Raw genomic sequence first — 21,105 nt, forward strand, 5'->3', positions numbered from 1 at the left:
AATGAATGACAGGACAGAAAATGACAAAGACGACGCCACGTAAGCGACTTGGGTTCTTTACGCGTCTCCTCGACGACGTTCCCGCCGGCGCGCGCTATCATTATGCGGCCGAGCAGATCGCCACCGCCGAACGCTTCGGCTTTGATACCGCCTGGGTGGCCCAGCACCACTTCCATGCCGACGAAGGCGGCCTGCCGGCGCCGCTCGTCTTTCTGGCGCATGTGGCTGCGCAGACGTCGCGGATCAGGCTCGGCACAGGCGTCATAACCCTGCCGCTCGAAAATCCGATCCGCGTCGCAGAGGATGCGGCGGTGCTCGACCTTCTCTCCTGCGGTCGTGTCGAAATCGGCTTCGGCACCGGCGGCACACCGTCGTCCTTTACGGCGTTCGGTCTTGAGAGCGCCGAGCGCGGAGACATTTTTGCGCGGCATCTGCGCATGGTTCTCGATGCCTGGGCGGGGCGTAGCCTTGCGGGCGGCGACCAGCTTTATCCGACGGCACCGCAATTGCTCGACCGGATCTGGCAGGCGACATTCTCGGTCGCCGGTGGGCAGAGGGCAGGACGCGCCGGAGACGGCCTGATGCTGTCCCGCACCCAGCCCCGCCCCCCGACGCGCCCGGATGCGCCACTCGCCGAACTTCAGAATCCGATCATCGACGCCTATCTCGCGGCATTGCCGCGGGACCGCGCGCCCCGAATTCTCGGATCCCGCAGTCTCTTCGTGGCCGACAGCCGCGCCGAGGCATTGCGCCTCGCCGAAATCGGCTTGCACCGCGGCGCGGAACGGCTGATTGCAGCGGGCCACAAGCCGACCGGCAATTCGCTCGCCGAGCTGATCGCCGCCTTCGATGTCCATGTCGGCACGCCCGACGATGTGATCGAAAGCCTTCGCGGAGACACGACCCTCAATCGCGTCACCGACCTGGTCTTCCAGGTGCACTCCATCGATCCGCCGCACCCGTTGATCCTGCGCTCGATCGAGTTGATCGCGACCAGGGTCGCGCCGGCGCTCGGATGGGCACCGGAGGAAAAATTCGCACCCCGCCGTCTCGGAGCTGTCGGCTGACCGCGTCAATCGCTGCAGCGACGCCTGCAACGCCGCGGAATTGAAGGAAGGAGACTTATCGTGACCACATCGACACCCGATATCATCGATCTGCTGGCCGGCATCAAGCCGGGCTCATCGCTCGATCGTATCCGCACCCTGCGTCCGAAAACGCGCGAGCAGGCGCAGAAGAGCTATCTCGCACTTTTTGAACCCGACGATCTCGGCGATGTTTCGCTGGTCGAACGCCAGGCAATCGCCAGCTTCGTCGCCGGGCTGCATCGGCAACCGGATATCTTCGAGTTCTACGTCAGTCCCTTGCAAGAAAGCGAAGCAAACCGCTGGCCGGTCGAGGTGTTGAAGGCCGAGATCGGCGCAGCCCAGGCCGTCGGGCCCTATGGGCAATATCCAGCCGGCCCTTTGAGCGTCGAGGATGCATCCGGCCCGATCTACCAGGTGTCGAACGCCGGTCGCGAAGCGCTTGGAGCAAAGCTCGCCGCAGCGCTGGAACATGCCCATCTGCTTGTCTTCCACCTGCGCGACGCAAGTCCCAAGGCGCTGCAGGCGCTCCTTGATGCCGGCTGGACGACGAACGGTATCGTGACGCTGTCGCAGCTCGTCTCATTCGTCGCGTTCCAGATCCGGGTGATCGCCGGCCTCGGTCTGCTGGCCGCATCCAACAGGCGTGCAGCCGCCTGAGCCTCAGAAGGACGTTTTTCATGACTGACCACATCATCACGCCTACGATCGAAAATCGCCCCGTCGAGTTCACGCAGGCCGAGATCGGCTGGACGCCGTGGCTTGAGCCGCTTGCGGAGGACGACCTGACGGAGGCGCATCTTGTCGGCCTCGTCGAGCCATCGCGGGCGAAGTCGCCCTATTTCCGCCTGCTCGTTCGCGATCCCGCGGTTCTCGAAGCGAGAACGAAGACGGATAAGGATATCTTCTACAACACCCGCACGGGCCTGCCGCGTGCCGAGCGCGAACTTGCAGCGACGGCCGCGTCCCGGTCGAACGGCTGCATCTTCTGCGCCTCCGTGCATTCACGTTTCGCCTCGCACCATTCCAAGCGTGGCGACGACGTGCAGAAGCTGCTTGATGAGGGTGTGAATGCCGATCTCGGTGAACGCTGGAACGCGATCGTTGCGGCCTCGGTGGCGCTGACGGCGACGCCACCCACATTCGGTGACGACCACATCGAACGGCTTTCTGCAGCCGGCCTCGACGAACTCGAGATCGCCGACGTCATCCACGGCGCCGCCTTCTTCAACTGGGCAAACCGCCTGATGCTTTCGCTCGGCGAACCGACCCCGGCAGTGCAATGATCTGAGATTGAGGGGAACGGGCCGGCATACAGCGCCGCGCGTCTTTTAAGACGCGCCAAGGTCGCTGTAACACTTTGAATCGCTGCATAATTCCTTAAATCGATTCCGATTTAAAGAATTATGTATTAGTGCACGGTCCTGGCAGATGCCTCGCCCCCGGCGGCCGTTCCGTGGCCGACGGCTCAGCGCCATGAGGCGAGCCAACGGCTTTGACGGTAGGGCCCATGCCGTATCGCTCAGCCTCATTGAGGGCCAACCGAACAAGGCGCGGGCATTGCCTGCGCCGTGTTCGTATTCGTCCCCGCCGCCACGGCGGACCATCTGATGCTTAACGTCAATCCGGCGACCGACCCCTATTGGGTCGGGGCGAGCGGTGGTTCCACCTGCCTGCGCACCAGCTTTCCTTCCTCTGCCTTGTAGAAGAACTGGCTTGAGACCAGCCATCCCTTGAGTGGCCGAAGGGGTGGAATGCACGTCAGCAACATGAATGGGCCGGTCACCAGAAGGTGCATCCACAGCGGCGCGCTATACTGCACCTCCAGCCAGACGCCGAGCAGGACGCTCGGCACACAGCCGAAGCAAATGACAAAGAAGGCGGGGCCGTCAGCCGGGTCGGCAAAGGAGTAATCGAGATCGCAGACCTCGCACTTTTTGCGCATCTTGAGGAAACCTTCGAACAGATGCCCCTGGCCGCATCGCGGACAACGGCCGCGCAGGCCGGTTTGCATCGGGGGAATGGGAGGCCAATCGTGATCCGAAGACATATGCGTTCCTTTCAGGCGTCTGCGGCGCAGCCTTTGCCAGTGCGCCTGCTGATATGCCTGGGTGCGGTCGACGGACGTTGCGTGCCGCCTCAGGCCTGCAGGGATTAAAGCGCCCAAAACCATACATTGTCAATTTATTGTATGCATACATTGCTGCGACAATTTCGCCGGCGGCAATCGCAAGGGCTCACACAACGAGGCTTGATGCGGTTGGGGATTGCTCGAGCAGGTCCGTAATCGTCATCAGGCTGCGCTGTAACTCCTCGTGCGTTCGGGCGGCGCCAAGGCCGAGGCGCACCGCCTCCGGCGCTGGACCGATCGCGAAGGCATCGCTGGCAACGACACTGATGCCCGATGCCCGCAACCGGCCGGAAAAATCGCCTCGCGTCCAGGGTGGCGGCAGGTGTAGCCACAGGTGGAAGCCTTCCTGGTTCGTCTGAACAATGTTCTTTGGCAGCAAGCGGCTGACCATCGCCTGCCGGATCGTCACCTCATGGCGGATGGCGCTAAGGACTTCGCCTGCTGTGCCGTCTTCGATCCAGCGTGTCGCAACCGCGGCATTGAAGGGAGGAGCCATGCCGCTCGTCGCCCGGATCGCGCCCTCCAGGCGAACGCAGCTTTGGCGATCCGGAACGACGAGATAGGCAATCCGCAACGCCGGCGACAGGCACTTGGCGAGACCTGCGACGTGGTAGACGAGATCCGGCGCAAGGGCCGCCAATGGTGTCGGCGTAGAAACTGGAAGCGCGCCATAGGCGTCATCCTCGATGATCGTCACGCCATGGCTGCGCGCAATGGCGACGATCGCCTTGCGGCGCTCAAGCGACAGCGTCGATGTGGTCGGGTTGTGAAGCGTGGGATTACAATAAAGCACCTTTAATTTTCTGCTTCTGCAAACGGCTTCAAGCTGCTCTGGAATCATACCATTTCTGTCGACGGCAACACCGATGAGTTCGATGCCGAGATGGGCGGCGAGCGCCCGCAGGCCGGGATAGGCAATGGCCTCCGACGCGATCGCCTCGCTAGGCTTTACAAGGCTGCTGATCGCTGCGAGTAGGGCGCTTTGCGCGCCCGCGCAGAGCAGCACGCGCTCGGGCGGAATTTCTCCGAGGCGCGGTCGCAGCCAGCCTGCGCCGACTGCGCGATTGTGCAGTGCGCCGCCTGCCGCTTGATACCGCATCAACAGGTCGAGGCCGTGTTCGCCCTGCAGGCTGCTGATGTCGCTCCACAACCGCATCGTCAGTGCGGCGTCGTCGAAAAGCGGCGGCAGATTCATGCTCATGTCGACAAGGCCATCGGCTGCCGGCTGCAGACCCTTCATCCTTCGCGCCTTGACATAAGTACCCTGGCCGACGCGCCCTTCCACCAATCCGCGGTGCCGGGCCTCATTGTAGGCCCGGCTCACCGTGGTGAAGTCGATGCCCAAGGCGCTGGCGAGCGCGCGCTGGGGCGGCAGCCGCGTGCCTTCGGACAGGCGACCTTCGGCGATATCAGCGGCGATGGCGTCGGCAATGGCGATATAGAGCGGTCCGTTTGCCTTCCGGATCGCCGGTAGCCAGGTTGTATCCGATGCGTCCCTGGTCATGGCACCACCTCAAATCAATATTGTATGGATATTGCATGTTTTCATACATTGGCGCAAGCTGCTGTATCTCGTAGCGGGGCCAGCTTGCTCGTCGCCTCCGCATCGGTGTGGAGAGCGGTAGAAACGGTTGCGCCGTTTCCGTTGTTGCAAAAAACCTGGGAGCTTCTGGACGTTCAACTTACCCGGAGACTTCAGAACCGGGCGCTTATTGCAGACACGCGGTTGCAATTGTCTTGAGTGCGCACCGGGTGGCCAATGTCCCGTCGTGACGCGCGTGGCCGTCGAGACAGATAGGTTTCAGTCTCTTGTCATCAGCGCGAATCTTGTTTGCCATATCGCGCGGCTGTCATTTGCGCGAACAGCAACAATGTCATACGCTTAAGCCGTGACGCGCCATCCTGCGGCTATTTTCGCCGCCGAGGCGCGCAAATGAGAAATGCAACAGAACCGGTCCACGTTAAGGGCCGTGGAGCAGCGCCATGCAGATCCCCAAGCCAAAGCCCATTCGTTCATCTGTCGCAACCGGGGAGGGTGGGTTCGGCGACACAGTCGGGATCAAACACGTCGTGCGCGCCTGCGGCAAGCGTTCGGCCATCGGATTGTCTGCATTCCTGGTGACGCTCACCCTCTCAAACCTTGCCTATGCCGCGAACTGCAAGGGGACGTCGGCGCCGGGCGTCGACTGGAGCGATTGCAACAAGAAACAATTGATGCTCGGTGGCATCGACCTCGAGGGTGGCAATCTCGTCAGTACCGACTTTACCCTGACGGATCTGAGGGACGCCAATCTTACGGCGGCAAACCTGGAAAAGGCGACACTGGTGCGTTCGTCATTGGCCGGCGCCAGAGCCGACAAGGCGAATTTCGCCAAGGTCGAGGCCTACCGAAGCAGTTTCGCCGGCATCTCGGCGGAAGGCGCTTCTTTCAATAGTTCCGAGCTGCAGCGGACGAATTTCAGCGGCGCCAAGTTGACGGGCGCCGACTTCGAGAAGGCCGAACTCGGGCGCGCCAATTTCGAGAAGGCGGTTCTGACGGGCACACGTTTCCCGATGGCCAACCTGTCGCGCGCCACATTCAGCGGCTCCACCTTCGAAGGCCCGATCGACTTCACCGATGCGTTCATGTTCCTGACGCGTATCGAAGGTGTGGACCTGTCTGCCGCGACCGGGCTCGAGCAGGAGCAGGTCAACCTGACATGCGGCGACAGTGCCACCAAACTGCCGGCCGGGCTATCCATTCCGGCCAATTGGCCTTGCCCGGTCGACTGAGCGAAGGCGATTACTCAGCTGAGATGACGCTTGGCGGCGATCGCCAGGCACTCTTTGAATGCCTCGAGGTCGGTCAGGCGGTCGGCTTCGGCCACCTCGCGCTTCACGAAGGTTCCGCCCCGCGCCAAAATGCCGCCATCGAGCATCAGATTGTCGGCCATGTCGAAATCCTCAATGCTCAAGCCGTCCGGTCCAGCCATGCGGCCGTCCGGGCGCATCGCGGCCTTGCCACCGTAATGGCCGTGGAGGATGCGGTCATAATAGCTTCGCGAGGTATTGGTGTAGGCATAGACATGGCGGCCACGGCCGCACATGAAGCCGAGCTCGAAGACCGTGCCGACGTCGGCGCTGATGCCGCGAAACGGCGTCAGATTGGCGATGATCATGTCGCTGGCCAGCATCATGCCTTCATCCACACCGTAGATGGCGACGCCGCGGGCATGCTTGGTTTCAGCCGGCGGAATTTCCAGGTCGCCGGGCACGAGCGGCGTAAAGCCGGCGGCACGAGCAAGTTCGGCTTTGCGCGCCTGGATCTCCACGGCATTGCTCAGGAACACCTCGGGCCCGGCCAGATATACTTTCACGATCATGCTCCTTGCAGATTTCCCAGTTCGTCTGGGGAGCGCAGCCTAGGGAGGTCGCAGGTGAGCGCCTAGGGGGTGTGTTCGCGTGGCCGGCCCTTACCCACCGATATTTCCATACCTGTCTGAGCCGCTCGCAGGAGCAGTTGGCGAGGGCACGGCATGGACAGGCGGCTTTGTCATCCGCTATCTCTCAGCCGTTTCGTCCAGACATATCCTTCAGCGAGGTCCGCAGATGCCAAGCCAGCCTTTGACCACCTATGTCGGCGTTGCGCATCCGTGGATGTGCGACACGATGGGGCACATGAACGTCCGCCACTATGCGGCGATGTTCGATGATGCGAGCTTCCAGCTGCTCGGCCATATTGCCGGGCTCGATGTTGAAAGCGAGCCGGTCAAGGGCTGGGCGGACGTGCGGTCGGAAGTGGAATACAAGCACGAAACGAAGGCCGGCACGCTGATCACCATCCGTTCGCGGGTCGTCAAGCTTGGTCGTTCCTCGGTGACCTTCGAGCAGATCATGTCGGGCACGCTGGATGACGTTGTCCATGCCGTCAACCGAACCGTGACCGTTCGCTTCGATCTTTCGGCGCGCACGGCAATGGCTTTGGAGCCGACGGCTCGCGCCCGTGCAGAAGCATTGCTTCAAGCGTGATCTGTCATTGGCCGACGGTTCGTCAGTCCGGGTAGATCCGCTCTTCGACCGGGGTTTCCGCGATCAGCATCTGCAGCCCGGTGATCAAGGCCTTTTCGGCGCGGTTCATCGCCTTGTCGGGATTTGTCAGCATGAAGATGTCGATGGCAGGCGGTGCTTCATAAGGCGGCAGCCGCCACAGCACACCATCGGCCACGTCGCGGCGCGCCACATGCAGCGGCAAAGGACCGACGCCGAGGCCCGCTATGATCATGCGGCGAACCTCTTCAAGGCTGGAGGAGACGCCAACGACATTGGCGTTAAGCTTGGCTTCGCTGCGCAGAAGCGCAACGGGTCGCAGTGCGTCGGCGATATGATCGGTATGAAACGAGACGGACGTTTCGCCCTTGAGGTCGCCGAGTTTCAAACCCTTCGCCCCGAACAGCCGGTGGTGCGGCCCGCAGAAGAAGCCGAAGAACTCTCGAAAGACCAGGAGATAATCCAGCGCCGGGTCGCGCACGCTGACGAGGCATAGGCCGAAGGAAGCCCGTTTCTCCCGCACCTGGCGCGTGACTTCGCCGCTTGCGGCCACCGAGATGTTCAGCGTCGCGCGCGGATAGTTGCGGTGGAACTCCATCAGTGCGCGGTCGAAGATCGGCGACACCACATGGCTCGCGACGGCGATCGTCACATGCCCGGTCACATCGTCGCTGACCCCGCGCACCAGTTGCGGCAGCTGGGAAATGGTCCCGAAGACTTCGACCGCCTGCTCGTAGAGAAGCTGGCCGACTTCGGTCAAGTCGAAGCGTGTCGCGTCGCGCTCGACGAGCCGGCGCCCGACCCGGTCCTCCAGCCGTTTTAACGCGTTGCTGACGCTCGGCTGCTTCAGGTTCAGCCGCTCCGCCGCACGCGTAATGCTTTTCACCTCCGCGATCACCACGAAGGTGCGCAGAAGGTTCCAGTCGAGCTCCCACACGAGCCGTTCAGATCGAGGTGTTACCATTCCTGAAATCTATGCCCTCTATTCCCATTATCTATTTGCGCAATGCTGATGCAAAGGCAATCATGAAATTCGGAAGGCGCCTCGATGCCCGTCCCAAGCGCACAAGAAGGCGCATTCGTCCAGAGGAGCAAGGAACATTTCATGAAGACCATTTTCTCCGGCCTTTTGGCCGCTACCCTGACCATTGCCGCAACTTTCTCCGCAGTTTCGGCGCGCGCCGACGACCTCGAAGCCGTGAAGTCTGCGGGCGAACTGAAGATCGCGATGAGCGGGCAATATCCGCCCTTCAACTTCGTCAACGAACAGAACCAGGTCGTCGGCTTCGACGCCTCGATCGGCCAGGCGATCGCTGAACGCGTCGGCGTCAAGGGCACGCTGGTAACGACGGCATGGGACGGCATCATCGCGGGCCTGCTCGCCAACAAATACGACACGGTCGTCGGCTCCATGACCATCACGCCGGAGCGCGAGAAGGTCGTCGATTTCGTCGGCCCGTACTATCATGCCGGCCGCGCCGTCTTCGTCGCCGAAGGCTCCGCCGTTCAGAAACTCGACGAACTCAAGGGCAAGACGCTGGGCGTGACGCTCGGCGAAACCCACGAGAAGTGGGCCCGAGAACAGGGCGGCTGGGACGTGCGCACCTACAAGGGCCTGCCCGAGTTGATGATGGAACTGAAGAGCGGCCGCGTCGATGCGATCGTCGTCGACAACATTCCTGTCATGGTTGCCGTCAAGGAAACCGGTGAGAAGGTCCGTCGGCTCGAAACGCCAGACATCGAAGGCGGCAGCGTCGCCATCGGCATCGCCATCCGCAAGAACAACCCGGAACTGAAGGCTGCGATGCAGAAGGCGCTCGAGGATATGCTGGCAGACGGCTCCTACGAGAAGATCGCCATGGAATGGGTCGGCAGCGACATTCGCTAGTCCCTCGCTTCTAACGTCTCCGGCCGCCCGCTGACGGTCGCGGCCGGAGACCGTCGCTTTCTCCCCCCGGAGTTTTCCAATGGACTTTTCGCTGCTGCAGCGCGTCTTCCCGTTCTTCGTGGAACCGGCGTGGATCACGATCGAGATATCGGTACTTTCGCTGACCCTCGGGCTTGTCGTCGCCTTTCTCGTGGCGGCGGCAAAGATGTCGCGCTCTCTGCCTTTGCGCGCCTTCGGTTCCGCCTATGTCAGCCTGTTTCGCGGCACGCCGTGCCTGATCCAGCTTTTCGTCCTCTATTTCGGCGGGCCACAGATCGGCATCAACCTGGAACCCTTCGCCGCCGGCGTGATCGGGCTCGGCCTCAACATCGGCGCCTATATGGCCGAAGCCATTCGCGGCGCGATCCTGTCGGTCGATCGCGGCCAGACCGAGGCTGCACGTTCGATCGGCTTCAGCCGGTTCCAGACGATGCGCAAGGTCGTGTTGCCGCAGGCGGCAAGGTTGATGATCCGGCCACTTGGCGTCAATGCCGTGGCTCTGGTGAAAGGGTCGGCGCTGGTATCGACGATATCCGTGGTCGAGCTCACTTACACTGCCCAGCGTTATATCGGCTCGACCTACAAGCCGTTCGAGATCTTCGGCGTTGCCGCCGTGCTCTACATGCTCATCGTCTATGTCGTCGCGCGGATGGTCGATCTCATCGACCGGCGCTACGACATAGCCTGAGGGAGAGGCGCACATGCAAGGTCTCGATTTCAGCGTCGTTCCGCCCTATGCCGAAATCCTCTGGATGGGAGTCTGGTGGACTGTCGTCCTTACCGTCTCGGCCGCCGCCATCAGCTTCGTTTTCGGTGTCGTTTTCGCCCTGGTTGTGCTCTATGCGCCGAAGGCGGTGGCTTTGCCGGTGCGCGCCTTCATGTGGCTCTTCATGGGCACGCCGCTGCTCCTGCAACTGTTCCTGATCTACTACGGGCTCGGGCAGCTCGGTTTCAAGATTCCGGCACTTGTCGCCGGCATCATTGGCCTGGGCCTGCATTTCGCCGTCTATAACGCCGACATTCTGCGCGCCGGTATCGTGGCGGTGGACGTCGGCCAGACGGAAGGTGCGCGCAGCCTCGGCTTCGGCCGCTTTCAGACCCTGCGCTACTTCATCGTGCCGCAGGCCGTGCGCAACACCATTCCGGCCATGGGCAACAACCTGATCGTGCTTTTGAAGGAATCGTCACTGGTGTCGATCATCGGCATTGCCGAACTGGTCCACGCCGCGCAGCTCGCGATCAGCGAGACCTTCCGGCCGTTCGAGTTCTACATCACGGTCGCAGCACTCTATTACATCCTAAACCTCGTCCTCGAAGCGGGTCTGCGCCGGGTCGAACAGAACGTGGAGGTATCACGATGACCGCCCAGCGACCCATGGTCGAAGTCAAGGGTGCCCGCAAGGCCTATGGCGAACTTCAGGTCCTGAAGGGCATCGACCTGTCGGTTTCCCGCGGCCAGATCGTCGCCATCATCGGCCCAAGCGGCTCCGGCAAGAGCACGCTCCTGCGCTCGATCAATCATCTCGAAACGCTCAACGGCGGTGAGGTCTGGCTCGACGGTGTCCAGGTCAACCAGAACCTGCGCGGTCAGGCCTTCGAGCGCCACATCAATGCGGTTCGCCAGCAGATGGGCATGGTGTTTCAGCACTTCAATCTGTTCCCGCACCTCACGGTGATCGAAAACGTCACGATGGGGCCGATCATCCTGAAGGGCATGGCGAAGGCTGCTGCACGCGAGCTTGCCGTCGAGCTCCTGTCGAAAGTCGGGCTGGCGGAAAAGGTCGATGCCTATCCCTCGCGGCTTTCCGGCGGTCAGAAGCAACGGGTTGCCATTGCCCGGGCGCTCGCGATGCAGCCGAAGGTCATGCTCTTCGACGAGGCGACCTCGGCGCTCGACCCCGAGCTCGTCGACGAGGTCAATGCGGTAATGAAGCAGCTCGCTGCCGAGCACATGACCATGCTGATCGTCACGCATGAGATGCGCTTTGCCGGTGAGGTCGCCGACCGCGTGCTGTTCATGGATGGCGGCGTCGTTGTCGAGCAGGGCGCACCGGGTGAAATCTTCCGCGAGCCGAAACAGGAGCGCACGCGGGCCTTCTTGAAGAAGTATCTGGCGGCGTGATGGATGCGATGAAGACGACCAGCAATCAGTTCCCCGATTTCGGGCTGACGCCGGAGCAGCGCCGCGAGGCGGTGCTCGGCCACTACTACGAATACCCCGGAATGGACGGCGAGCGTGGCGAAATCTGGTGTTGCACCGACGCCTATGCCTACCCGCCGGGTGCAACCGTCCGGCTTCAGGTAAGCTCGACCGCAGCCCAGTTCTGGCTGGAAATCGTGCGCGACGGCGCCGTCGAGACGGCGGTTGTGAAGCGGCAGGGCATCGCCGCGCGGTGGCAGGATACGCCGGATCAATGCTCGGTGGTCGGCTGCGGCTGGGAGACGACCTTTGAATTCCAAGTGGGCGAGGACTGGTCCTCCGGTGCCTATCGCATCACCTTGACAGCCGAAGGCCGCGACGGGGCGCCCACTCGCTGTCACCACCTCTTCATCGTCCGTCCCGAGGCCGGCCGCAAGCCGGGTCGCGTACTGCAGGTGGCGGCGACGGGATCCTGGACGTCCTATAATACCTGGGGTGGCTCGAACCACTACCAGGGCATCACCGGCCCAAACCGCGACCAGTATGCAACGACGGTCAGCATCGAGCGGCCGTTCTGCCGCGGCTTCGTAGAGCTGCCAGCCGATGCGCCGCGGGTGCCGCTCGAGATCTACTCGCCGATGGCAGTGGCGCCACGTTACCCGCATATGGAATGGGCCTATGCCAACGGCTACTCCAAGAAATATGCCTCTTCCGGCTGGGCGAGCTATGACAGCCATTTCTTCCGCTGGGCCGAGCGTGAAGGTTATGCCGTCGATCTCGCCAGCCAGCACGAACTGCATTTCAACCCGGAAATCCTCGACGGCTACGATTGCGTCGTCTTCGTCGGTCACGACGAATACTGGACCTGGGAGATGCGCGACGCGGTCGACACCTATGTCGAGCGGGGCGGCCATGCCGCGCGCTTTGCCGGCAACTTCATGTGGCAGACGCGCCTGGAGGACGGCGGCAAGCGGCAGGTGTGCTACAAATATCGTTCGCGCGCCGAAGACCCGGCCTACCGCTCCGCCGATCCGACACGAACCTCCGGTTCCTGGGAAGCGGCGGAGATCGGCCGCCCCGGCGCCTCGACCTTCGGGCTCAATGCCACGCGTGGGCTCTATGTCGGCTGGGGCGGCTGCGCCCCGCGCGGCGCCCGCGGCTTCCCGGTCTACCGGCCGGAGCATTGGGCCTTTGCCGGAACCGGCATCTATTATGGCGACATCCTCGGGGCGGAAGGTCATGCCTTCGGCTACGAGGTCGACGGCCTCGACTACGTCATCCGGGGTGGCCTGCCGGAAGCGACGCCAGATAGCGGCGCCCCGGACGGCCTGGAAATTTTGGCGCTCGGCATGTCGTCGCTGAAGGAAGAGAGTGCCGACATTCCCGCCGACGACCAGTTCCTCTCCGACGCGGACGCGAAGTTCGTCGCCGAAACGCTGATCGGCGATGCCGACGAGGTGGCCGTCGATCGGATCAAGCGCGGCTGCGGCATGATCGTCAATTTCCCGCGCGGCAAGGGCGAGGTGTTCCACGCCGGCAGCTGCGAATGGGTAGCAGCCCTGAAACGTGGCGACGCGATGGTCGAGCGCGTCACCGCCAATGTTCTTAACCGTTACCTCAAACGCTGACAGAGACCGGACATGCTCAAGACGACAGCTTCCAACGAACGGCCCGCTTCACACCTGTTCTACCAGTCGCGTCTTCGCCGGCCGCTGGTCGACCGGGCCGAGGGCATCTACCTCTGGGACCAGGATGGCCGTCGGGTAATCGACGGTTCGAGCGGTGCGATGGTGGTCAATATCGGCCACGGCAATCGCAACGTGCTCGAGGCGATGAAACGGCAGATGGATCGCGTGACCTTCGCCTATCGCCTTCACTTCGAAAACGAACCGGCGGAAGAATTGGCCCGTCGCGCTGCCGAAAAGCTGCCCGAAGGCATGGACAAGATCTTCTTCGTCTCCGGCGGGTCCGAAGCGGTCGAATCCTGCCTGAAGCTCGCCCGCCAATGGGCGGTTGCGACCGGCCAGAAGGATCGCTGGAAGGTGATCTCCCGTTTCCCGTCCTACCACGGCGGCACGCTCGGCGCTCTGGCGGTCACCGGCTATGCGGCGTTCTCCGATCCGTTCTCGCCAATGATGCGCGAAATGCCGAAAGTGCCGGCGCCGACCGCCTATCTCGATCGCGACAATCTCTCGATGGAGCAACGCGGCATCAAATATGCCGACATGCTGGAAGACAGGATCCAGTCCGAAGGCCCTGAAAGCGTGCTGGCCTTCATCATGGAGCCGATTGGCGGTGCGTCGACCGGCGCCCTGGTCGCACCCGACAGCTACTACAAGCGCATCCGCGAAATCTGCGACAAATACGGTATTCTGCTGATCCACGACGAGGTCATGAGCGGAGCCGGTCGCACCGGAAAATTCCTCGGCGGCGACCATTGGGGCTGCAGACCGGATCTGATCGCGCTGTCGAAGGGCTTTGCTTCCGGCTATTGCCCGCTGGGCGCCATGGCCGCGCCGTCGAGGCTGGTTCAGCCGGTGCTCGACGCCGGCGGTTTCCAGCATGGCTTCACCTATGCCGGCAATCCGCTTGCCTGCGCTGCCGGGCTTGCGGTGCTCTACGAGATTGATCGGCTCGGCCTCATCGACAATGCAGCCGCTATGGGCGACGCGCTCAAGGCCGAACTGGTCGCGCTCTCCGAGCGCTTCCCGTTCATCGGTGATGTCAGGGGCAAGGGGCTGCTGCTCGCAGCCGAGTTCGTCTCGGACGCTGAGACGATGAAGCCCCTGCCGAAGGAATTGAACGCGCATCAGCGGGTCGTCGATCTCGCCTATGAGCGCGGGCTGATTATCTATTCCCGCCGCACCCGGGGCGGCGTCGAAGGCGATCATTTCCTGGTCTGCCCGCCGATGATCATCACCAGGGAGCAGATTGGCGAGATCGTCGCCATCCTCGGCGACGTGCTCGAGCAGCTTGCCGACGAGCTCAACCTTCCCGCCAACCGCTGAGATCGACATCATGACGAAAACCAAGACGTCGCGCAGGAAGGTCATCATCACCTGCGCGGTGACGGGCTCGGTGCACACGCCGACCATGTCACCCCACCTGCCGATCACGCCGGACCAGATCGCCTCAGAGGCAATCGCAGCGGCCGAGGCGGGCGCCTCGATCCTGCATCTGCATGCGCGAAACCCGACTGACGGACGCCCGTCCGCCGACCCTTCGCTGTTCATGCAGTTTTTGCCGCGCATCAAGCAGTCGACCGACGCCGTCGTGAACATCTCTACCGGCGGCTCGTCCTTGATGGCGCTTGAAGATCGCCTGGCGGCGTCATTGCGCGCTGAGCCGGAAATGTGCTCGCTCAACATGGGATCCATGAACTTTGCCCTGTTTCCGGCGCTGGACAAACCGACCACCTGGAAACACGATTGGGAGCCGGAACTGCTGGAGGCGACCCGCAGCTCGATCTTCAAGAACACCTTTGCCGACATGGAGTTCATCCTCACCCGGCTGGGTCAGGGATGCGGAACGCGGTTCGAATTCGAATGCTACGACGTCGGCCATCTCTATTCGCTGGCGCATTTCCGCGACCGTGGACTGGTCTCCGGCCATCTGTTCATTCAGTTCGTCTTCGGCATTCTGGGCGGCATCGGCGCCGACCCCGAAAACCTGACGCACATGAAGCGGATCGCCGACAAGCTCTTCGGCGACGACTACTCGTTCTCGGTACTTGCCGCCGGCCGGCATCAGATGCCGATGATCACCATGGCGGCGGCGATGGGCGGCAACGTGCGTGTGGGACTGGAAGACAGCCTCTACAATGGCCGCGGTCAACTTGCGACCAGCAACGCTGAACAGGTTCACCGTATCCGCACGGTTCTCGACGCCTTGTCACTGGAGGTTGCCAGCCCTAAGGAGGCGCGTGATCTTCTCGGCCTCAAAGGCGGAGATCAGGTGGCATTCTGACGCCGGCGGTTCGGGCACGCTTTGCCTGCGGTCGTCGGCCGCCGGCAGTGAAAGGGGATAGAAGTGACGACGACGCAGAGCATGATCGCGGATATCCGCATTCGAGCGGGTAAAATCGAGGACGCCGGCGCCATACACAGGGCGATCCTGGCGATGGGGCGTGGGCTCGATATGGCGGATAAAGTCACCTGTTCAGTGGACGACTACCGCCGGTTCGGCTTCGGTCCGGACGCTGCTTTCGGCAGTTTAATTGCCGAGGTGGATGGAGGCTTTGCCGGCCTTTGCCTGTTCTTTCCGATCTTCTCGACCTGGCGCGGGCGGCCGGGCGTCTTCGTGCAGGACCTGTATGTCGATGACCGCTTCCGTGGCCTTGGTATCGGCGAGCGCCTGCTTCGCGAAGTGGCGACATGGTCCAAGGCGCGCGGCGGAGACTATCTGCGGCTGGAAGTCGACGGAGAGAACGTGCCGGCGCAGCGCCTTTACGAGCGTCTCGGCATCATCTGGCAGACGAAAGATCGCGCGCATGCCGCCTATGGCGAGGCCTTCGTGGCGCTCGCTGAAGGCTGAATGTTTGACGACGCAGGAATTGGAGACACGATGAAAGCATTCTACGCGCAGGAACAGAAGCGACACGATCCGAAGGCTTTCCTTTCGAGTGGTGCGCCGCAGCCGAACCCGGAGCAGCCCGAGCGGGTCGAGCGGTTGCTGATCGGCGCTCGCGACGCCGGATGCACGATGCTTCGCCCGCGTGATCACGGGCTTGGCCCGATTGCCGCGGTGCATACGCCCGAGTATCTCGATTTCCTCGAGCATATCTACGCCCGCTGGCAACGCATCGCCGAAGCCTCTGAAGAAGTGATCCCGAACATTCACCCGCTGGCTCGTGATGGCAGATACCCGGCTTCCGCGGTGGGGCAGGCCGGATATCACATGGCGGACACCGCATGTCCGATCTCCGGAGAAACTTGGGAGAGCGTGCGCTGGAGCGCCTGGAGCGCGGTCGATGCGGTTGACGCCGTGATGGCTGGCGATCGCGCCGCCTATGCGCTCTGCCGCCCACCCGGACATCATGCCTTTGCCGACGTCGCCGGCGGCTTCTGCTTCCTCAACAATTCCGCCGTTGCGGCGCAGCGCTTTCTGTCGAATGCGGCGCGTGTCGTGATCCTCGATATCGACCTGCATCACGGTAACGGCACGCAGGGTATCTTTTATCATCGCGCCGATGTGCTGACGGTCTCGATCCATGCGGATCCCGTGCGCTTCTACCCCTTCTTCTGGGGACACGCCGACGAGCGTGGCGAGGGGTCCGGCCTTGGCTACAACCTCAATCTGCCGCTGGAGCGCAAGTCCGGCGACGCCGAATTCCTTGCGGCCCTCGACGTCGCCTTCCGCCGGATCCGCGCCTACGCGCCGGACGCGCTGGTGGTGGCGCTCGGCCTCGATGCCTTCGAGGGCGACCCCTTCGGTGGCCTGTCGGTGTCGACATCAGGCTTTGCAAGAATCGGCGCGGCGATCGCCGACTTGCGCCTGCCGACGGCCATCGTTCAGGAGGGCGGCTATCTCTGCGATGCGCTGGCCGACAATCTGACGTCTTTTCTCACGGGCTTCGGCGCTGCCGCCAAGCTCTGAGGCTACCGTTACGTCAACGAACGGAAGTTTTAATCTATTGTGTCATAGATGACGCCGAGTTGATTGTTTTTGCTATAGCTTTCTGAGAAGGAAGCGGCATGCGAAACGTCTCGCCAACGTCGGGCAACAGGCGGCTTGCCTCGTCGATGAAACCGCGGATCAGCGGCAAATGGCGGCGCTCCGCCAGGCAGATCGCATATTCGTCGATGATCTCTTTTGCATCATCGATCGGCACGAAGGAATGCCTTCCCGCAAACGCTCGTGTCGCGCGCTGGGGATCCGGACGTTGCTGCGATGATGCATGCTGAGCAACGTCTCTACGAAAGCCGCAGGGATGTGCGCGAGAGCAAGAAGCGACAACTGGAGCGGCGCGTGCAGCAGTTGAACGACGAGATCCGCGGCATGGAGGCCGAGCGGACCGCCAGCAGCCGCGAGCGAATCCTGATCAAAGAAGAACTCGGTCGTTACACCTTCCTGCACGACAAAGGGCTGATGGAAAAGAGCCGTCTCAGCACGCTCGAGCGCCAGGCAACCGATATCGACGGCGAGATGGGCAGGCTGCTGGCCGGCGTCGCCGGTGTGCACGAAAAGATCGCCGAGACATCGCTGCAATCATTCAGGTTGACGAGCAATGGGCGGAAGAGGTCGGAACGGACCTGCGTGAAATGGATGCCCGGATCGGCGAGTATGTCGAGCGCAAGGTTGCGGCCGAAGATCAGCTGAAGCGTGTTGATATCGTTGCGCCACAGAACGGCATCGTGCACCAGCTCGCCGTTCACACCGTTGGCGGCGTGGTCGCTCCGGGCGAGCCGATCATGATGATCGTGCCGGACATCGACAAGCTCGTCGTGGACGCCAAGGTCGCGCCGCAGGATATCGATCAGGTCTATTCCGGGCAGAGGGCGATCCTGCGTTTCTCCGCCTTCAGCCAGAAGACGACGCCGGAAATTTTTGGCGCGATCGAACGGGTGTCCGCTGACGTGTCAGTCGACCAACGGACCGGTGTAAGCTTCTACGTCGCCCGCATCGCGATCACGCCGGAAGAGATCCAAAGGCTTGGCAATGTCTCCCTGATGCCCGGCATGCCGGTCGAAACGTTCATTACCACGGGCGAGCGCAGTGTTGCGTCCTATTTCATCAAGCCGCTGATGGATCAGGTCAGTCGAGCTTTTCGCGAAAGCTGAGCCAGCCCGAGATTCGCGATCGTTCGGCCGTTTCGAACGAGTTACAGCCCGTCCCGTCCGGTCATCCGACCATGGCGGGGCGGGCTGTTTTTGTTTCGCGGCCGCATGCGGTCTGCCGAGATGGCTCTTCGCTCAGCCCATCGTGCCTTTCGTTAACGGCACCCTGCCGGGAAAAGTAGGCTGGCAACCCGCTTCGCGCGTCAGGTCTGCAAGAGGCCGCCGCTTCAAAGCCGCTGAATTCGCTCCGCTTTTCCCCATAAAACGGCATTCGCTAATTCTTGCCAACAAAATTGTCGACAAAATAGTTGACATTAACGCCAACAACTTCAAATCTAGCGTTGTCAGCCTCAGCGATCGAGGGATCGCGGACCGACAGGGTCGGCACGGCGACGGATGAGAAAAACAGAGGGAACCACATGAAACTGAGAAAGCATCTCCTTGCGGGGTTGGCATTCGCCTTTCTCGCCTCGACGGCATCGGCCGAAACGCTGCGCTGGGGCAGCCCGCGGGATATCTTCTCGCTCGACCCATATTCCTACGGCAGCACGTCGAACCTGGCTTTCCTCAATCACGTCTATGAGGGCCTGGCGCGCTACACGCCGGAATTCGTCGTTGAGCCGGCACTCGCCACCAAGTGGGAACTGGTCTCCGAAAAGGTCTGGCGCTTTCACCTGCGCAAGGGCGTGAAGTTCCAGAACGGCGCCGATTTTACCGCCGACGACGTCCTTGCCTCGATGGCACGCGTCAGCCACCCGACGTCGCCCCTGCGCGGCAACATTCCGGCCTATGTCTCCACGACGAAGGTGGACGACTACACCGTCGACATCGAAGTGAATTCGCCGAGCCCGCTGTTCCTCAACGACATGACCAACATCTTCATGTTCGACAAGGACTGGCTGATCGAGAACAAATCCGAATTGCCGACCGATGTCGGCGGCAAGGTCGAGGGTTACACCACCTATCACACCAACGGCACCGGGCCGTTCATCGTTGAAGCGCGTGTGCCGGACAGCAAGACCGTGCTCGTCAAGAATAACGGCTGGTGGGATACGCCGAAGCACAATCTCGATCGCATCGAATTCACGCCGATCACGTCGGCCGCGACCCGCGTCGCCGCCCTCCTGTCGGGCGAGATCGACCTTACCGACGGCGCGCCCGTGCAGGATCTCGATCGGTTGAAGAGCGATCCGAACATCAAGGTTGTCGAGCGCTCCGACCTGCGCACGATCCACCTCGTCTTCAACCGTAAGGACAAGCTCGCTGACGGCCGCGAAAACTTCTTCAACGACATCAAGGTCCGCCAGGCGATCGATCACGCGATCGACCGGCAATTGATCTTCAAGCGCGTCATGCGCGGCAAGTCGCACGTGGCCGGCACCATGGTCGCGCCGGAAATCCCGGGCTACAGCGCCGAACTCGACGTGCCGACCGCCTATGATCCGGAACTGTCGAAGAAGCTGCTGGAGGAAGCGGGCGCTGTCGGCACCGAGTTCACGCTCGTCTGCATGAACGACGAAAGCGTCAACGAGGAAGACGTCTGCAGCGCGCTCGTTTCGATGCTGTCGCGTGTCGGCCTCAAGCCGACGCTCGATATCGGTCCGCGCGCTGTGCAGGCGCCGAAGCGCGCCGGCGGCAAGTCCGACGCCTTCATGATCGGCTGGGCCAACGAGCCGACGCTCGATGCCTATTCGATCCTGATCCAGGTGCTTTCGACCCGCGAAGGTGCGGCCGGCGTCGCCAACTATGGCGGCTGGTCCTATCCCGAACTCGACGCGATGGTGAAGAAGGCCGCCGTCGAAATGGATCGCGACAAGCGATTGGCAATCGAAACCGAAGCGCTGAAATTTGCCAAGGATCAGGTCATCATGATCCCCCTGCATCAGCAGCCGATGGCATGGGCGATGTCCAAGGAAGTGACCGACGTCACCATCCGCGCCGACAACAAGCCGCGCCACTGGCTGACCCGTATCGGTGATTGAGCCCACATTGCCCCGGCAGAGCCTGCTCTGTCGGGGTTTCTCATTGAGCGGGAAACCCAATGATTGTCTTTCTCATCAAGCGGCTGGCTAATGCCGTACTGGTCATGCTTGCCGTCGCGCTGATGGCCTTCATGATCTTTCGTTTCGCCGGCGACCCGGTCGAACTGATGGCCAACGAACAGATGTCGCAGGCCGACCGGCTCGAACTGCGCGAAAAGCTCGGTCTGAACGATCCGTTCCTGAGCCAGTATGTGCGCTTCGTCGTCAACGCGGCCCAAGGCGATTTCGGCATCAGCTACCGAAACGGCCAGGACGTGATGACGCTGATCGCCGAACGTTTCCCTGCCACCATCGAACTGGCTCTGGTGGCCACGGTCCTGTCGCTGCTGATCGGCATTCCGCTCGGCGTTCTGACGGCGATCCATCGCGGCCGCTGGTATTCGGAGGGCCTGCAGTTCGTGAGCATTATCGGTGTCTCCCTGCCGAGTTTTGTCGTTGGCATTCTGCTGATCCTTGTCTTTGCCGTTTCGCTTGGTCTGGTGCCGGCCTTTGGCCGCGGCGACGTCGTCCAGATCGGCTGGTGGAGCACCGGCCTCTTGACCGCATCCGGGCGCGCATCCTTGCTTCTGCCGTCCTTTGCGCTTGCGCTCTATCAGATCACCCTCGTCATGCGGCTCGTTCGCGCCGAGATGATGGAGGTGCTGCGCTCGGATTTCGTGAAGTTCGCGCGCGCCCGTGGCGTACCGCGGTGGCGCATCAACTTCCGGCACGCGCTTCGAAACTGTCTGATGCCGGTCGTCACCATGACCGCGATGAATGTCGGATCGCTGATCGCCTTCGCTCTGATCACCGAGACCGTATTCCAATGGCCGGGAATGGGCATGCTGTTCATCCAGGCGGTGACCTTCCTCGATATCCCGGTGATGGCAGGCTACCTGTGCATCGTCTCCTTCATCTTCGTCACGTTGAACACGCTTGTCGATATCGCCTATGCGGTCATCGATCCGCGTCTTCGCGATGCCACACGCTGAGGCCGCC

Annotated in this window: 23 protein-coding genes; 18 read left to right on the forward strand and 5 right to left on the reverse strand. The window is 62.2% G+C overall.

Going from position 1 to position 21,105, the window contains the following annotated elements; all coding sequences use genetic code 11:
- Positions 1 to 20 precede the first annotated feature (20 nt).
- From BC363_RS19545 to BC363_RS19555, 3 genes are read left to right on the forward strand one after another with little or no spacing between them, the layout of a single operon-like run.
- Positions 21 to 1,067 (forward strand): putative FMN-dependent luciferase-like monooxygenase, encoded by a 1,047-nt coding sequence (locus BC363_RS19545; RefSeq protein WP_065783573.1) that lies wholly within the window; start codon positions 21 to 23, stop codon positions 1,065 to 1,067.
- A 60-nt stretch (positions 1,068 to 1,127) separates the two neighbouring features.
- Complete coding sequence (locus BC363_RS19550; protein ID WP_065783574.1) at positions 1,128 to 1,745, forward strand: CMD domain protein; 618 nt, start codon at positions 1,128 to 1,130, stop codon at positions 1,743 to 1,745.
- A 20-nt stretch (positions 1,746 to 1,765) separates the two neighbouring features.
- Positions 1,766 to 2,371 (forward strand): alkylhydroperoxidase domain protein, encoded by a 606-nt coding sequence (locus tag BC363_RS19555; RefSeq protein WP_065783575.1) that lies wholly within the window; start codon positions 1,766 to 1,768, stop codon positions 2,369 to 2,371.
- Between the two features lie 353 nt (positions 2,372 to 2,724).
- Here BC363_RS19555 and BC363_RS19560 read toward each other — a convergent pair whose 3' ends face one another.
- Together BC363_RS19560 and BC363_RS19565 are read right to left on the reverse strand one after the other, a co-directional pair.
- Positions 2,725 to 3,135 carry a DUF983 domain-containing protein gene (locus BC363_RS19560; protein ID WP_053252046.1) on the reverse strand — a complete coding sequence of 137 codons (411 nt, stop codon included), beginning with the start codon at positions 3,133 to 3,135 and terminating at the stop codon, positions 2,725 to 2,727.
- A 187-nt stretch (positions 3,136 to 3,322) separates the two neighbouring features.
- Positions 3,323 to 4,720 (reverse strand): PLP-dependent aminotransferase family protein, encoded by a 1,398-nt coding sequence (locus BC363_RS19565; protein ID WP_065783576.1) that lies wholly within the window; start codon positions 4,718 to 4,720, stop codon positions 3,323 to 3,325.
- Positions 4,721 to 5,199: 479 nt separating this feature from the next.
- On the opposite strand from BC363_RS19565, the gene BC363_RS19570 reads away from it, so the two are divergent.
- Positions 5,200 to 5,988, forward strand: coding sequence for a pentapeptide repeat-containing protein (locus tag BC363_RS19570; RefSeq protein WP_083223506.1), 789 nt, complete (start codon positions 5,200 to 5,202; stop codon positions 5,986 to 5,988).
- A 14-nt stretch (positions 5,989 to 6,002) separates the two neighbouring features.
- Here the strand turns inward: BC363_RS19570 and BC363_RS19575 are convergent, their stop codons facing one another.
- The gene (locus BC363_RS19575) at positions 6,003 to 6,578 is read right to left on the reverse strand and encodes a nucleoside 2-deoxyribosyltransferase (RefSeq protein WP_065783577.1); all 576 of its coding nucleotides are present in this window, start codon (positions 6,576 to 6,578) and stop codon (positions 6,003 to 6,005) included.
- 226 nt (positions 6,579 to 6,804) lie between these two features.
- Here BC363_RS19575 and BC363_RS19580 point away from each other — a divergent pair, with 226 nt between their 5' ends.
- Positions 6,805 to 7,224 (forward strand): thioesterase family protein, encoded by a 420-nt coding sequence (locus BC363_RS19580; RefSeq protein ID WP_065783578.1) that lies wholly within the window; start codon positions 6,805 to 6,807, stop codon positions 7,222 to 7,224.
- 22 nt (positions 7,225 to 7,246) lie between these two features.
- Here the strand turns inward: BC363_RS19580 and BC363_RS19585 are convergent, their stop codons facing one another.
- A complete protein-coding gene (locus tag BC363_RS19585) occupies positions 7,247 to 8,206 on the reverse strand; it encodes a LysR family transcriptional regulator (protein ID WP_065783579.1) in 960 nt (319 codons plus the stop codon).
- Between the two features lie 141 nt (positions 8,207 to 8,347).
- On the opposite strand from BC363_RS19585, the gene BC363_RS19590 reads away from it, so the two are divergent.
- From BC363_RS19590 to BC363_RS19630, 9 genes are all read left to right on the forward strand, one after another.
- The gene (locus BC363_RS19590) at positions 8,348 to 9,130 is read left to right on the forward strand and encodes an ABC transporter substrate-binding protein (RefSeq protein ID WP_065783580.1); all 783 of its coding nucleotides are present in this window, start codon (positions 8,348 to 8,350) and stop codon (positions 9,128 to 9,130) included.
- A 79-nt stretch (positions 9,131 to 9,209) separates the two neighbouring features.
- Complete coding sequence (locus BC363_RS19595) at positions 9,210 to 9,857, forward strand: amino acid ABC transporter permease (protein ID WP_065783581.1); 648 nt, start codon at positions 9,210 to 9,212, stop codon at positions 9,855 to 9,857.
- Between the two features lie 13 nt (positions 9,858 to 9,870).
- Positions 9,871 to 10,530, forward strand: a complete 660-nt coding sequence (locus BC363_RS19600; protein ID WP_065783582.1) for an amino acid ABC transporter permease — start codon at positions 9,871 to 9,873, stop codon at positions 10,528 to 10,530.
- Entirely contained in the window at positions 10,527 to 11,291 is a 765-nt protein-coding gene (locus BC363_RS19605) for an amino acid ABC transporter ATP-binding protein (protein ID WP_065783583.1), read from the forward strand. The genes BC363_RS19600 and BC363_RS19605 overlap by 4 nt, the downstream gene beginning before the upstream one ends.
- A gap of 8 nt (positions 11,292 to 11,299) precedes the next feature.
- Positions 11,300 to 12,937, forward strand: a complete 1,638-nt coding sequence (locus tag BC363_RS19610) for a N,N-dimethylformamidase beta subunit family domain-containing protein (protein ID WP_065783608.1) — start codon at positions 11,300 to 11,302, stop codon at positions 12,935 to 12,937.
- Positions 12,938 to 12,949: 12 nt separating this feature from the next.
- A complete protein-coding gene (locus BC363_RS19615) occupies positions 12,950 to 14,317 on the forward strand; it encodes an aspartate aminotransferase family protein (RefSeq protein WP_065783584.1) in 1,368 nt (455 codons plus the stop codon).
- Between the two features lie 10 nt (positions 14,318 to 14,327).
- Positions 14,328 to 15,275 carry a 3-keto-5-aminohexanoate cleavage protein gene (locus BC363_RS19620; RefSeq protein WP_065783585.1) on the forward strand — a complete coding sequence of 316 codons (948 nt, stop codon included), beginning with the start codon at positions 14,328 to 14,330 and terminating at the stop codon, positions 15,273 to 15,275.
- 63 nt (positions 15,276 to 15,338) lie between these two features.
- Positions 15,339 to 15,842: a GNAT family N-acetyltransferase gene (locus tag BC363_RS19625; RefSeq protein WP_348272167.1), complete on the forward strand. Its 504-nt coding sequence runs from the start codon at positions 15,339 to 15,341 to the stop codon at positions 15,840 to 15,842.
- 30 nt (positions 15,843 to 15,872) lie between these two features.
- Positions 15,873 to 16,904: a histone deacetylase family protein gene (locus tag BC363_RS19630; protein WP_065783610.1), complete on the forward strand. Its 1,032-nt coding sequence runs from the start codon at positions 15,873 to 15,875 to the stop codon at positions 16,902 to 16,904.
- 34 nt (positions 16,905 to 16,938) lie between these two features.
- Here the strand turns inward: BC363_RS19630 and BC363_RS36005 are convergent, their stop codons facing one another.
- Positions 16,939 to 17,139: a hypothetical protein gene (locus BC363_RS36005; protein WP_083223507.1), complete on the reverse strand. Its 201-nt coding sequence runs from the start codon at positions 17,137 to 17,139 to the stop codon at positions 16,939 to 16,941.
- 59 nt (positions 17,140 to 17,198) lie between these two features.
- Here BC363_RS36005 and BC363_RS36010 point away from each other — a divergent pair, with 59 nt between their 5' ends.
- From BC363_RS36010 to BC363_RS19645, 4 genes are all read left to right on the forward strand, one after another.
- Positions 17,199 to 17,627, forward strand: a complete 429-nt coding sequence (locus tag BC363_RS36010; protein ID WP_244519911.1) for a hypothetical protein — start codon at positions 17,199 to 17,201, stop codon at positions 17,625 to 17,627.
- Entirely contained in the window at positions 17,519 to 18,088 is a 570-nt protein-coding gene (locus BC363_RS36015; protein WP_244519912.1) for an HlyD family type I secretion periplasmic adaptor subunit, read from the forward strand. The genes BC363_RS36010 and BC363_RS36015 overlap by 109 nt, the downstream gene beginning before the upstream one ends.
- Positions 18,089 to 18,504: 416 nt before the next feature.
- Entirely contained in the window at positions 18,505 to 20,067 is a 1,563-nt protein-coding gene (locus BC363_RS19640) for an ABC transporter substrate-binding protein (protein WP_065783586.1), read from the forward strand.
- Positions 20,068 to 20,126: 59 nt separating this feature from the next.
- The gene (locus BC363_RS19645; protein WP_065783587.1) at positions 20,127 to 21,098 is read left to right on the forward strand and encodes an ABC transporter permease; all 972 of its coding nucleotides are present in this window, start codon (positions 20,127 to 20,129) and stop codon (positions 21,096 to 21,098) included.
- The last annotated feature ends 7 nt before the right edge of the window (positions 21,099 to 21,105 follow it).

The organism is Ensifer sp. LC384 (assembly GCF_001695865.1).
Classification (GTDB): Bacteria; Pseudomonadota; Alphaproteobacteria; order Rhizobiales; family Rhizobiaceae; genus Ensifer.